Raw genomic sequence first — 13620 nt, 5'->3', positions numbered from 1 at the left:
CGCCTGGCGGTTACTGCGTCGCCCGGCCGCGCTTGCGGCCGCGCACGATGAGACGCGTGGAAGCCTTCTTCTTATTGCGCGTCTTGACGCCCTCGGGCTTGCCCCACGGGCTGACCACGTTCCGGCCGCCGCGCGTCCGTCCACCGTGCGGGTGATCCACCGGGTTCATCACTTCACCACGCACCTTCGGACGCTTGCCGAGCCAGCGGCTCTTACCCGCCTTGCCGTGCGACTGCAGCTCGTGCGACGCGTTGCCGACTTCGCCGATCGTCGCCGTGCAGTTGCCGTGCACCAAGCGCATTTCCGTGCTGGCCAGACGGAGCGTCACATACTCGCCTTCCTTGGCCACGACTTGCGCAAAGGTGCCCGCCGAGCGCGCCATCTGGCCGCCCTTGGCGATCTTCAGCTCGATGTTGTGCACCTGCGTACCGAGCGGCACTTCCTTCAAGGGCATCGCGTTGCCGACGCGGAAATCACTCCCCGGGCCCGACACGATCGTGTCACCCTGCTTGAGCCCCTTCGGATGCAGAATGTAGCGCTTCTCGCCATCCGTGTACTCGACCAGCGCGATGCGCGCCGACCGATTCGGATCGTACTCGATTTCCTTCACAACCGCCGGCATACCGTGCTTGTTGCGCTTGAAATCGATGACGCGGTACATCCGCTTGTGTCCACCGCCGATACGACGCATGGAGATGTGGCCGTGATTGTCGCGACCACCCGACCTCGGGAGAGGCTCGACCAGCGACTTCTCAGGCGTCGAACGCGTGATCTCGGCAAAATCCGAAACCGAGCGGAAGCGCGAGCCTTTGCTGACCGGCTTGAACTGACGAATACCCATGCGAATCAGCCCTCGAAGATCGCAATCGTGTCGCCGTCACGCAGCGTCACAATTGCCTTCTTGGTATGTGGACGGCGGCCGATCGACTGGCCGACGCGACGCGACTTGCCACGCGCATTCGACGTCCAGACGCCAGTCACCTTCACGCCGAACAGCTGCTCGACGGCCGCCTTGATGGAATACTTGTTGGCGTCGGGCGCCACTTCGAACGTGTACTCGCCGCGATCCTGATACGCAGCAGAACTGCGCTCAGTGATGATCGGACGCATGATGGTGCGGTGAATCGTCGCCATCGGTTACGCCTCCGCCGAAGACTGGGTAAGTGCCGACGACTCGATCACGACGACATCCGACCACAGGATGTGATACGTGCTCACATCGCTGAACGGCATCACGTGCGCGTGCGCGAGGTTGCGGGCGCTCAGATACACGTTCGGCTTCACGCCGTCGGTGAGGAGCAGCACCTTCTTCCCCGTCACGCCGAACGATTCGAACAGGCTGAGAATCGACTTCGTTCTGGGCGCGCTGTAGTTCAGCTCGTCCACCAGCAAAACCGCGTTCTCACGGGCACGGGCGTTCAGTGCGCTCTTGCGCGCCAGCGCACGGACCTGCTTCGGCACGATCTGCGTGTAGCTCCGCGGCCGCGGACCGAACACGGTACCACCGCCCGGCCAGTTCGGTGCGCGGATCGAGCCCTGACGGGCGCGACCAGTACCCTTCTGTTTCCACGGCTTCTGGTTACCGCCGGTCACTTCACCGCGCGTCTTCGTCTTGGCCGTGCCCTGGCGACGGTTGGCGAGAAACGCCTTCACCGCCTGGTGCATGACCGGCACATTCACCGTGCCGTCGAACATGCCTTCGGGAAGCTGACGCGTGCCGCCCTGCTTGCCCTGCGCCGTGTACACAGGCGCCTGAAAGGTCTGAGTTTCCGTGGTCATGATCAGCTCTGCTTCCGCACGAAGACGATGCCGTTCGTCGGCCCCGCCACGCTGCCGCGCAGATAAATGAGGTTGCGCTCAGCATCGATCTTCTCGATGCGAATGCCGATGACCGTGTGACGGACATTGCCGTACTGGCCCGGCATCTTCTTGCCCTTGATGACGCGCGAGGGGTCCGTACCCGCGCCGATGGAGCCGGGCTTGCGGTGCTTGGTGTTACCGTGCGTGTTCGGTCCACCATGGAAGCCATGGCGCTTCACCACGCCCTGGAAACCACGACCCTTCGAGGTGCCTTCGACCTTCACCTTCTCGCCAGGCGCAAAGATGCCGACCGTGATGATATCGCCCACCGTGTACGTCGGGACCTCAGGGCTCTTGCCCGGGGCGTCGTCGAGGCGGAAGCTGCGGAGCACGGACGGCGGGGCATCGAGCCCAGCCTTCTTCGCATGTCCAATTTCCGCCTGCGTCGCGCGACGTCCACGCGGTGTGCGCTCACCCTTCTTGTTCTCGCGTGCGACGCGCTGCGCGCCGTAGCCGAGCTCCACCGCAGCAAAACCCGCCTTCTCCTGCGTCATCACCTTCACGACGGGATTGGGCGTGGCCTCCACCACGGTGCAGGGCACTTGTTGCCCCTGCTCGTTGAACAGCTGGGTCATCCCCAGCTTTTTGCCGATAATGCCGATCATGAAAAATCTGCTCCGTACGAGTCGCGGGGGATCCTGCGATCCACACCGTTGGACTGAGGAGGACAACGCCCTATGCGATGCCCTCTGTACTCACCCTGCACCTGCACCCTGCACCTGCGGGGAACTACTCGACCTTGATTTCGACGTCGACGCCAGCGGGCAGATCGAGCTTCGTCAGCGCGTCCACGGTACCGGGACGCGAATCGAGAATGTCGATCACGCGCTTGTGCGTCTTCAGTTCGAACTGCTCGCGCGATTTCTTGTCCACGTGCGGCGAGCGAAGAACCGTCCAACGCTGCGTTTTCGTGGGAAGAGGTATCGGGCCCGACACCGACGCGCCCGTCTTTTCAGCGGTGCGGACGATATCGGCCGACGCCTGGTCTATCACGGCGTGGTCAAAAGCTTTGAGGCGAATACGAATGCGGCCAGCCATCTGAATTCCTGGTAGAGAACCACCCGGGACGCAGCGACCGATTCATGCGAAGCGGCCACTGCCCACCTGGTGCTTCTGATTAGGCGAGGATCTTGGTGACGACGCCGGCGCCGACCGTGCGACCACCCTCACGGATGGCAAAGCGAATCGACTCTTCCATCGCGATCGGGATAATCAGCTCGATCGTCATCTGGATGTTGTCGCCCGGCATCACCATCTCCATCCCTTCGGGAAGCTCGATGGTGCCCGTCACGTCCGTCGTGCGGAAGTAGAACTGCGGACGGTAGCCCTTGAAGAACGGCGTGTGGCGGCCACCCTCTTCCTTCGTGAGGACGTACACCTCGGCCAGGAACTTCGTATGCGGCTTGATCGAATTCGGCTTGGCCAACACCATGCCGCGCTCGATTTCCTTCTTGTCGATACCGCGGAGGAGCAGACCGACGTTGTCACCGGCCTGACCTTCATCCAGCAGCTTGCGGAACATTTCGACGCCCGTGACGATCGTCTTGCGCTCGCTGTTGTAGCCGACGACCTGCACTTCCTCGCCGACCTTCACAATGCCGCGCTCGATACGACCCGTCGCCACCGTACCACGACCTGTGATCGAGAACACGTCTTCGACCGGGAGGAGGAACGGCTTGTCGACTTCGCGAATCGGCTGCGGAATGTACGAGTCGAGCGCTTCGAACAGCTTCATGAATTCGGCCACCCACTTCGGGTCGCCGTTGATGGCGTTGATCGCCGAGCCACGGATCACCGGGGCATCGTCACCAGGATAGTTGTACTTCGACAGCAGCTCGCGGACTTCGAGCTCGACTAGGTCGAGAAGCTCTTCGTCATCGACGAGGTCGCACTTGTTCAGGAAGACGAGGACGGAGGGCACGTTCACCTGGCGGGCCAGGAGGATGTGCTCGCGCGTTTGCGGCATCGGACCGTCGACCGCGGACACGACCAGGATCGCGCCGTCCATCTGCGCAGCACCCGTGATCATGTTCTTCACGTAGTCGGCGTGGCCCGGGCAGTCGACGTGCGCGTAGTGACGGTTGGCCGTCTCGTACTCGACGTGCGACGTCGCGATCGTCATGATCTTGGTGGAGTCACGACGGCCCTGCGACTCGGACGCCTTGGCGACTTCGTCGTAGGGGATGTATTTCGTGCCGAAGCTCTGCGCCGAGATCTTCGTGAGAGCAGCCGTCGTCGTCGTCTTGCCGTGGTCGACGTGGCCGATCGTTCCCACGTTCACGTGCGGCTTGTTCCGCTCGAACTTTGCCTTGCCCATGGTCTGGTTCTTGTAATTGGGTAGTGAATGAGTGGGTGAGGCTTACGCCTTCACCTTGCTGATGATCTCTTCGGCCTTCGACTTCGGCACTTCCTCGTAGAGCGCGAACTCCATCGAGTAGACCGCTCGCCCCTGCGACATGCTGCGCAGTTTGGTCGAGTAACCGAACATCTCGGAGAGAGGAACACTTGCCGAGATTACCTGCGCCTCGCCGCGCTGTGTCATGCCGCCGATCTTGCCGCGACGCGAGGACAGGTCACCGAGGACGTCGCCCATGTACGCTTCCGGGCACACAACCTCGACCTTCATCACCGGCTCCAGGAGACACGGATTCGCAAGACGCGCCGCTTCCTTGAAGGCCATCGAGCCAGCGATCTTGAACGCCATTTCGGACGAGTCGACATCGTGGTACGAGCCGTACACCAGCTGCACCTTGATGTCCACCACGGGGTAACCCGCGAGCACACCCGTCTCCAGCGCTTCTTTGATACCCGCTTCGGTCGGGCCGATGAATTCGCGAGGAATCACACCACCCACGACCTTGTCTTCGAACACGAAGCCCTGACCCGGCTCGCTCGGCTCCATGTTGATGACCACATGGCCGTACTGACCCTTACCGCCCGACTGGCGGATGAACTTGCCTTCGATCTTTTCCACGCGCTTCTTGATCGTCTCGCGATAGGCCACCTGCGGGCGACCCACGTTCGCGTCGACTTTGAACTCGCGCCGCATCCGATCGACGATGATCTCGAGGTGTAGCTCACCCATGCCGGCGATGATCGTCTGGCCCGTTTCCGGGTCGGAGCGCACGCGGAACGTCGGATCTTCTTCGGCCAGCTTCTGCAGGGCGATCGCCAGCTTGTCCTGATCCGCCTTCGTCTTCGGCTCGATGGCGACGTCGATAACGGGGGCCGGGAACTTCATCGCTTCGAGGATGATCGGCGCGTCTTCGGTGCACATCGTATCACCGGTGCGCGTATCTCTCAAGCCGATCGCGGCGGCGATGTCACCGCAACGGACTTCCTGAATTTCTTCACGCTTGTTGGCGTGCATCTGCAACAGACGACCGACACGCTCACGCTTGTCCTTCGTGCTGTTGTAGACATACGAGCCCGACGTCAGCACGCCCGAGTAGCAGCGGAAGAACGTCAGCTTTCCGACGAACGGATCGGTGGCGATCTTGAACGCCAGACCGGCAAACGGCGCATCGTCGGTCACCGGGCACTCGACGAACGTTTCGTCATTGTGCGGGAGATGACCCTTGATGGCGGGCACGTCGAGCGGCGCGGGCAGGAAATCGATGACGGCATCGAGCAGCGCCTGCACACCCTTGTTCTTGAACGAGGCGCCGCAAAGAATCGGAATGAACTTGCCCGCGCACGTCGCCGTACGGATAGCGCTGCGGATCTCGTCCACCGTGAGTTCTTCACCGGCCAGGTACTTCTCCATCAACTCGGCGTCGTATTCAACGACCGTGTCGATCAGCTTGTGACGCGCGGCTTCCACGGCGTCATGGAACTCGGCCGGGATGTCCGTGACCGTGAACGTCTTGCCCAGCGTCGAGTCGTCGAAGATGTACTGCTTGCGTTCGATGACGTCGAGGTGACCGGTAAACAACTCACCCGAGCCCACGGGCAGCTGGAGCGGCTGGGCGCTCTTCGACAACCGGTCGTGAATCATCGCGACGCATCGCTCGAAGTTCGCACCGACCCGATCCATCTTGTTCGCGAAGATCATGCGCGGCACGGCATAACCATCAGCTTGACGCCATACCGTTTCGGTCTGCGGCTCGACGCCGGCGACAGAGTCGAGGAGCGTGACCGCGCCATCGAGCACGCGCAGCGAGCGCTGCACTTCGACGGTGAAGTCCACGTGACCCGGGGTATCGATGATGTTGATGCGATATTCGGGGCCATCACCCTTCGCGTCACTCTGTCCGTGGCGCTGCCAGAAGCAGGTCGTCGCGGCCGACGTGATCGTGATGCCGCGCTCCTGTTCCTGCTCCATCCAGTCCATGGTGGCTGCGCCGTCATGGACTTCTCCAATCTTGTGCGACTTCCCCGTGTAATAGAGAATGCGCTCAGTGGTCGTGGTCTTACCGGCATCGATGTGGGCCATGATGCCGATGTTGCGATAGTGCTCGAGCGGGGTCGTACGCGGCATAGTTTTCGGCGGCGACTCGCTTACGCGGCGCCAATCTTTGACGAGAAGTGGACCAGCAAAAAAACGGCTGGACCTGTCGCCTCGCCTTTGCGCGAGACCGGTATCCATCCGCTGCCGCCGGGTGCATTCGCCGCTGGTGCGCGAATGGGGACCCAAGCGCGCCGGGGACAACAGTTGCCTGTTACCTGACCGACGTTGAATTGGCTGCGTTGCTTTTCGGGGGCGCTAGAGCGTCACAGACGCCAGAGCCGGTACAGCGTGCGGGAAGAGACTGATCCCGCCCCCATCCCGAGGGATGGCCCATAGGTGTCGGCCGCAGATCGCCGACGGATTCTCTCACGCCTACCGATACAGGCATTTCGTGGGAGACCCATAACATGGTGAAGCCATGAGGCGATGTCAAGCCACGCACGACTGCCATTCTGCGGCGCGCAGGCAGTGCCGGACACGAGGCATCCCGTTTGGAAGGAAACCCGTTTCTCCGATTCGGTCATTCGTCACCAACGATCTGTCGCAATCGTCCTACAATAGCCAGCCTAACCGTGTCGCCACCGCAGCATTACAGACGTCCGTGCCAAACTCAACCATACGGTCGGACATCTGTTTGAACAACAGATCCGTGAGAGGGAACGCGACGTAAGACGTTGTGCGCGAGTGAGTTACACAACTCTTGTCGCATTCCGCGCGCTGCCGGTATCTGGCATTTGTATGGCCGAGCTCGTTTCTGGTACGGAGGATGCAGCAAAGGACGCCGTGATGGCTACCGTACGCTTCTTCCCTAGGCAGCACCCGAGGTTCGACATGAAAGCTTTCAACATCCTGCTCGCGACGATCCTGTTCCCCGCTGCGCTCGCCGCGCAGGGGCAGGTCGTCTCGAATGGTGGCACCGTGGTTCAGGGTGGCGGCAACAACTGGACCCCCTCCATCCAAGGAAGTGGGACGGCGGCTGTCACGACCGACCTCCCGTGCGGCACTGCTGCCTCCGGCGCATGCAGCGGTGGCTTCGGCAACGTGGGCAACGGATCGCTGCGCCTCGGTGTCACGGGGATCGGCAGCACGAGCACCGGATATCAGGACTGGGCCTTCTATTACCAGAACGCTGCACAAGGCCAGAGCTTCGGCAACCTCCGCCAGCTGTCGTCACTCTCGTTCGACTGGTTCCGTACCGGTATCGACGGCTGGGGCGCCGCCGATGGTACCCCGGCCGACTGGCGCTTCAAGACACCGGTCGTACGGCTGCAACTCGCCGAGACCCGGGGCGGCCAGACGATCTTCAGCGAGATCATCTGGGAAGGCTACTATAACCAGAACGCGCTTGCGGCCCATGGCGCACCCAACGGCGACACGCCCGTAAACACGTGGGTGGCGCAGACCAACATGCAGAACGATGCCTATTGGTACATCGGCAATATCGGCCAGAACCCGGGCTACAGCGCCTCCGGGAGCTGCAACGCGCAACTAAGCTTCTGGCAGGGCGGCGTCACGGCCGCCAACGCCAACAGCCTGTTCAGCGAAAACGGGTGCCTCTTCGGTGCCGACGTCAACGTGATCGGCATCGCGGTGGGCGTGGGCAGTCAGTGGCCGCTACCATGGGACGGGGCGGTGGACAACGTCCGCATGTCCTTCAGCGGTACGCAGGTCATCAACGCGAATTTTGATGTGACTACGGTCCCCGAGCCGTCCACCTACCTGCTGATGGGCGCCGGGCTGCTCGCCCTTGGGGTGGCGTCCCGCTCACGGAACCGGAGGAGTTCCAAGGACTGACGGCGCGGCGGCATCGAATACATTAATTTCAAGCGGGCGGCCCGAGCTGTAACAGGTCGCCCGCTTTGTCGTTTGGTAGCAATCATTTGGCGAAGTGTTCTGTGACGCGCGGACCGGCTGCGTGACCTCGCCACCGTGCGCTCGTCCGTTCAATGGGCCCCTGGTGTTCTGCCGCGGGGTCGAAATAACGCCACCGCGCTTGCGCGCTTTCCCCGCCGTGCATGTCACAGTACGCTCAAGTGCATCGTGTCTGCCTCGTGATCGGCACCCGACCGGAGGCCATCAAAATGGCGCCCGTCTACGCGGCGCTCCGGCAGCACCAGCACCTGGAACCGCTGGTCGTCGCGACCACCCAGCACCGCGAGATGCTCAAGCAGGCCCTCGACGTATTCGGGATTGTACCGGATGTCGACCTCGGGCTGATGCAGAACGGACAGAACCTCGGCGTATTCACGGCGCGTGCGTTGTCCGCGCTCACCGACTGCTTCCTCGACACAAAACCGGCCTTTGTGCTCGTCCAAGGCGACACCTCCACCGTGACGGCCGCCGCACTGGCGGCCTTCTATCAAGGCATTCCGATCGGCCACATCGAAGCCGGGCTGAGGTCGTTCGACCTGTCGAGCCCCTTCCCCGAAGAAGTGAACCGACGCATCGCCACCTGCACCGCGAACATCCACTTCGCGCCGACCGACGAGGCGCGCAACAACCTCGTGTCCGAAGGGATTCCCGAAGGGGACATCTTCGTCACCGGCAACACCGTGGTGGACGCTATTCATATGGTGCCACCGCGGGACACGTTCGAAACCGCCGCCCTCAACGCGGTACCGTGGGGCGAGCGCCGGGTGCTGCTCACCACGGTGCATCGCCGTGAATCGCTGGGCGATCATCTCGAAGCGATCTGTGATGCGCTCGAGGCCATCGTGCACATGCACGACGACGTGGACATCATCTTCCCCGTGCACCTCAACCCGCGCGTGCGCGATGTGGTACATCGGAGACTGTCCGGCAACGCGCGCATCCACCTGCTCGAGCCGCTCCCGTATCCCGATCTGCTCGAAGTGATTCGCCGCTCGTACTTCGTGCTCTCCGATTCCGGTGGCATCCAGGAAGAGGTGCCGTCGTTCGGCAAGCCGATTCTCATTCTCCGCGATTGTACCGAGCGCCCCGAAGTCGTGCAATCGGGTTTCGGCGAACTTGTCGGCACCGACGCGACCACCATTCTCGCGCGTACGGCCGCTCTGCTCTCCGACCACGCACTGTACCGATTGCGCTCGTCGGGACACAACCCGTTCGGTGACGGCAAAGCGTCACTCCGTATCGCCGAAGTGATCGATACGCTGCTGCGACACCCCGCCGAGCGGCGCGGTCCGCGTCGTCTCGACCACGACCAGGTGAACGCCACGTTGGAGCGCCTCGCGCTTGCCCTGTAATTCCGTGCCGCGACGATGCCGCCGTATGATCGCGCTGCTGTTGGTCTCCGTGAGTGCTCTCGCGCGGCCCACGCAAGCGCAGGCGCCGCTCGCTGGCGGTCTTCCCGGCGCGTGGATCGAGGCCAACACGTTCCGGCAGGGCGTCTCCAATGACTTCGGCGACTGGTCGGGGGTGTACCTGCGCGGCGTGAAGCCCGGAGCACGCGATACGTACTACGCCGAAGTACTGGCGCTCGAGGCCTTCGGCGAGCGCGGCGTTCAGGGCGGCCTGACACACCGGCACGACTGGTCTACGCGTTTCTTTCACACACTTGGCGCCACGGTGGGAAGTGGGGCATCGATTCTCCCGCAGGGGCGCGTGGATGGAGCACTTGGCGTACGGTTCGGCGATCGGAAGCAGTGGCAGGCCACCGCGGGCGCGTCGTATGTGAAGTCGGTAACGGAGCTGTACGACGTCGCGGGGACGTCCTCGCTGGCGTGGTACGCCCCGCGTGCGCTGCTGCTCGAAACGGGCGTACGCTACAACATCAGCCGCCCCGGTAGTATCCGCTCGCACCGCCTGTTCGGTGTGGCCGTGCTCACACCGTCGCCCCGTCGCAGCTTCTCGGTACGCGCCATCGGCGGCACCGAAGGGTGGCAGATCGTCAGCAGCACCACCACACTCCAGCGTTTCGCGTCGCAGGAGTATTCACTGTCTTGGCGCGAGAAAGTCTCGGGTCCGTGGGCGCTCACCATGCAGGGTGACGTCTACCGCAATCCGTTCTACGTGCGCAGCGGAGTGACCATCGGTGTCGCGCGTTACTGGTAGGCCGTCACGGCGCATCGATCAACTGCGCGACAAGGGATTCCGCGGCGGCCGTATCGCCCCGCATCGCGCGATGATCGGCCTGGAGATTTCCTGGACGCTCCTCGTCGATCTCGTGGTCCTTCCCGCGATCTTCGCCGTGACCATGTTCGTGCTGCTCGATCCGTTGATGGATGGATGGCGCGCCTTCTTCGAGTTCGCGCGCGCGCCACTCGGCCTGCCGGGGGGCGTGTCGACGCGCATTGTGGAGCTTGGCCCCTTGGCGGTCGCGGTGCCGTTCTATACCAGCGAAGCGGGATGGCCAACCGCGCGCGACATGCAAACGGGATGGCTCTTCATCGGCGTGCTCGCTCTGCTCGGTGTCACACTGCGCGGACGCCTGTTGCCATTCGGCTATCTCCTGCGCGCGTTGGCGGTCATTCAGCTCAGCGCGCAGGTCTGGTTCTGGCTGGCCCCGCCGCCGTTCTCGTACACGCTCCCTGATTACATCTCCGGGCTGCTGGTGTGCGGTGTGGTGATTCTGCTACTCGCGCCATTCCTCGTGGCGTTCACGTTTCACATCTTCGACTTTCTGCTCTGGCAGAAGGTCTACATGGTGTCGCTGCTGTTGGGCCACCTGGCGATCATGCTGCCACTGCAGGCCGCCGTGCATGCCTGGATCATCCATCGCGGATCGCTGCTCGCGATGCCGATGCTGTTTCTCGTGTTCGGCGTGCTCCTCGACGTGTTCGTGTATATCTCGCTGTACGGATGGGGTATGAGCTGGCGCTCCGGCGGCGTGCTGGATTCCGTCGATCGTCGCCCGCCCGTGTTGCCGCAGGGGGCCTTGCGATCCGTCACGCGGCCGCGCCCCACACCCTCGGCGGTGCGCCGCAGTACGCCGCCGATGGGTGGGCCGATCACGAATCCGCTCGCGCGCCCGGGAGCCGACGCATGAGTATCATCATGGCGGCGAACATCGGTCTCTGGTTCTGCATCGTCGTGCTCGCGATCTACACGCTGCGCCACTACTTCTTCACGCTCAACCGGCTCTTTGGACGCCATCGGCAGCCGTTCGTCGATGTCATCCAGGCCAACTGGCCGCCGCTGGTGGTGTTCGTTCCCGCGCACAATGAATCGCGCGTCGTGCGCGATTCGCTCGACGCACTGCTCGCCTGTGATTATCCCGAAGACCGGCTCACTATCGTGCCGATCGACGATCGCTCGGTGGATGACACGCGTGTGATTCTGGTCGAGTACGCGGAAAACTATCCGGGACTTGTGTTGCCGTTCCTGCGTGACGACGGCATACCCGGCAAGGCGGCAGCACTGGCTGATGCGATGGCCGAGCACGGAGGCGAGATCGCACTGGTGTTCGACGCCGACTACATCCCCGGCGTGCGATTACTCAAGCAGCTGGTGGCGCCGTTCTTCGACCCCGAAGTCGGTGCCGTGATGGGACGCGTCGTGCCGCTCAACGTGGGACTGTCCCTGCTCACGCGACTGCTCGATCTCGAGCGCGCCGGTGGGTATCAGGTAGATCAGCAGGCGCGCATGAACCTGCGGCTCGTGCCACAGTACGGCGGCACCGTAGGTGGTGTGCGTCGCGCGGCGCTCGCGCAGGTGGGCGGATGGAACGTCGATTCACTGGCCGAAGACACGGACCTGACCTTTCGACTCGTGATCAACGGGTGGGACGTGGTGTACCAGAATCGCTCGGAGTGCTACGAAGAAGTACCGGAGACCTGGGAGTCGCGCATCCGGCAAATTAAGCGCTGGGCCAAGGGGCACAATCAGGCGCTACGTCGTTATGTCGGCGCGCTGATTCGCAATCGTCGCGACCTGCCCTTCCTTCAGGTGCTCGACGGGGTGCTGTTGCTGGGCGTATTCGTCGTGCCCCTCGTGCTGTTGCTGGGCTGGATATGCACGGTGACGCTCTTCTATGCCGGCTATCCGCCAAGCTGGGGACGCGTCACGATTCTCGCGATCTCGTCGTTCAACACCGTCGGCAACTTCGCGGCGTTCTTCCAAGTGGCGGCCGCCAGCCGGCTCGACGGATCGCGCGAACGGATTCGCATGCTCCCGTTCCTCTTCCTTGGCTTTCTCGTGAGCACGTTGTCGGTCGGACGCGCGACGATGTCACGGGCATCGTGGTTACGTGGTCAACCCGTGCAATGGCAGAAAACCGAGCGGCATCGTGCGACACGCCCCACGCGGACGCCATGATGGATCTCACGTCCCTGTCTCCTATCGTCAACTTCGCGCTGTTGCTGGGTGCGTTGCTCCTCTGGCTGTTTGTGCCACTCATTCCTGCAATGATGGAGCTGATCCGGCCGCGTGACGCCGCGCCGCTGAACGCAGTGGGGAACGACGCCGGCCGGCTCACCTTCTTCGCCGATTCGTTCACACAGCGCGCGACACAGGAAGGGTTGCTGGGTACGATGGTGCCGCCGCGTCTCTCCGACGGTACGCTGGTGCGCTGCCACTCGAAGGGCAAACCCATAGCCGAGTCGCGCAAGCCGATCACCGAGGTCGTCGTGCTCATGGACGGCGAGCCTCTTCCGGAGAACACGGTGCTCGAGAGCGAATGCCTGGCGCGGCTCACCATGCGCGGGAGCGCGGGCGTGACGTATCGCGCCCTGCTCGGCCAACGCGATGTACTGCTCGGCCGCAACTCCACGATCCTGCGTTGGGTGCACGCCCGCGGCATTCTCGAGGCGGAAGAGGGCACGTGCCTGCTTGGCCGCGCAACGGCCGATCGCTCGATCATGCTGGCCACGAACGTATCGTTCGACCGGCTGGAAGCAGGGGTGGTTCGCGTGAGTGGTGAGGAGCCGTTCGAGACACCGGTGATGCCCACGGGCGCGTACATGCGTTTCGTGCCGGAGCAGTCGGTGTCGATGGGGCCGAGCTACTGGCGCGTGACAGGTGACCTGATCATCCCGGCCGGCGCGGCACTGGTGGGGTCGGTCATCGCCACCGGTTCGATTGTCGTGCGCGAGGGTGCCCGCGTGACGGGATCGATGAAAGCGCATCGCGAGATCCGGATTCAAGCGGGAACGGTGGTAGTCGGTTCGTGTGCCGCGCGTGGGCGCATCGCGATCGAGGCGGGGTCGCGCGTGAGCGGACCGATCATCTCCGAAGAAGCGATCGTGATCGAGTCGGCGATCGTAGGCGCGGCCGGGAAGATGACCACAGTCACCGCACCGATCGTGCGGCTGATGCCTGGGGCGACGGTATATGGGGCCGTCATGGCGGCGGACAGCGGGCTGACGGTCGCGTCGTCGTAACCGCACAGACGC

The 13620-nt window shown here is 63.2% G+C and carries 13 protein-coding genes; 6 read left to right on the top strand and 7 right to left on the bottom strand.

What is annotated here, in order from left to right; translation table 11 throughout:
* Positions 1–10: 10 nt before the first annotated feature.
* From rplB to fusA, 7 genes are all read right to left on the bottom strand, one after another.
* Positions 11–841: a 50S ribosomal protein L2 gene (rplB, locus tag ACESNG_RS00610; RefSeq protein ID WP_373062411.1), complete on the bottom strand. Its 831-nt coding sequence runs from the start codon at positions 839–841 to the stop codon at positions 11–13.
* A gap of 5 nt (positions 842–846) precedes the next feature.
* The gene (locus tag ACESNG_RS00605; RefSeq protein WP_373062409.1) at positions 847–1134 is read right to left on the bottom strand and encodes a 50S ribosomal protein L23; all 288 of its coding nucleotides are present in this window, start codon (positions 1132–1134) and stop codon (positions 847–849) included.
* Between the two features lie 3 nt (positions 1135–1137).
* On the bottom strand, positions 1138–1779 hold the full coding sequence (gene rplD / locus ACESNG_RS00600; RefSeq protein ID WP_373062407.1) for a 50S ribosomal protein L4: 642 nt from the start codon (positions 1777–1779) through the stop codon (positions 1138–1140).
* Between the two features lie 2 nt (positions 1780–1781).
* Entirely contained in the window at positions 1782–2465 is a 684-nt protein-coding gene (gene rplC, locus ACESNG_RS00595; protein ID WP_373062405.1) for a 50S ribosomal protein L3, read from the bottom strand.
* 124 nt (positions 2466–2589) lie between these two features.
* Positions 2590–2898 (bottom strand): 30S ribosomal protein S10, encoded by a 309-nt coding sequence (gene rpsJ / locus ACESNG_RS00590; protein ID WP_171225342.1) that lies wholly within the window; start codon positions 2896–2898, stop codon positions 2590–2592.
* Positions 2899–2977: 79 nt separating this feature from the next.
* A complete protein-coding gene (tuf, locus tag ACESNG_RS00585; RefSeq protein ID WP_373062403.1) occupies positions 2978–4177 on the bottom strand; it encodes an elongation factor Tu in 1200 nt (399 codons plus the stop codon).
* A gap of 42 nt (positions 4178–4219) precedes the next feature.
* Complete coding sequence (fusA, locus tag ACESNG_RS00580; protein WP_373062401.1) at positions 4220–6340, bottom strand: elongation factor G; 2121 nt, start codon at positions 6338–6340, stop codon at positions 4220–4222.
* Positions 6341–7141: 801 nt separating this feature from the next.
* On the opposite strand from fusA, the gene ACESNG_RS00575 reads away from it, so the two are divergent.
* The 6 genes from ACESNG_RS00575 to ACESNG_RS00550 all read left to right on the top strand — a co-directional run bounded on the left by ACESNG_RS00575 (position 7142) and on the right by ACESNG_RS00550 (position 13608).
* The gene (locus ACESNG_RS00575; protein WP_373067278.1) at positions 7142–8104 is read left to right on the top strand and encodes a PEP-CTERM sorting domain-containing protein; all 963 of its coding nucleotides are present in this window, start codon (positions 7142–7144) and stop codon (positions 8102–8104) included.
* Positions 8105–8325: 221 nt separating this feature from the next.
* On the top strand, positions 8326–9534 hold the full coding sequence (wecB, locus tag ACESNG_RS00570; protein ID WP_373062397.1) for a non-hydrolyzing UDP-N-acetylglucosamine 2-epimerase: 1209 nt from the start codon (positions 8326–8328) through the stop codon (positions 9532–9534).
* A gap of 25 nt (positions 9535–9559) precedes the next feature.
* Complete coding sequence (locus ACESNG_RS00565; RefSeq protein ID WP_373062395.1) at positions 9560–10342, top strand: YaiO family outer membrane beta-barrel protein; 783 nt, start codon at positions 9560–9562, stop codon at positions 10340–10342.
* Complete coding sequence (locus ACESNG_RS00560) at positions 10323–11276, top strand: hypothetical protein (RefSeq protein ID WP_373062393.1); 954 nt, start codon at positions 10323–10325, stop codon at positions 11274–11276. The genes ACESNG_RS00565 and ACESNG_RS00560 overlap by 20 nt, the downstream gene beginning before the upstream one ends.
* A complete protein-coding gene (locus ACESNG_RS00555; protein WP_373062391.1) occupies positions 11273–12544 on the top strand; it encodes a glycosyltransferase family 2 protein in 1272 nt (423 codons plus the stop codon). The genes ACESNG_RS00560 and ACESNG_RS00555 overlap by 4 nt, the downstream gene beginning before the upstream one ends.
* The gene (locus ACESNG_RS00550; RefSeq protein WP_373062389.1) at positions 12541–13608 is read left to right on the top strand and encodes a hypothetical protein; all 1068 of its coding nucleotides are present in this window, start codon (positions 12541–12543) and stop codon (positions 13606–13608) included. The genes ACESNG_RS00555 and ACESNG_RS00550 overlap by 4 nt, the downstream gene beginning before the upstream one ends.
* The last annotated feature ends 12 nt before the right edge of the window (positions 13609–13620 follow it).

The sequence above is a fragment of the Gemmatimonas sp. genome, assembly GCF_041689975.1.
GTDB lineage: Bacteria > Gemmatimonadota > Gemmatimonadetes > Gemmatimonadales > Gemmatimonadaceae > Gemmatimonas.
Note: the sequence above shows the minus strand (reverse complement) of the source record. Positions and strands in the feature narration are given on the sequence as shown.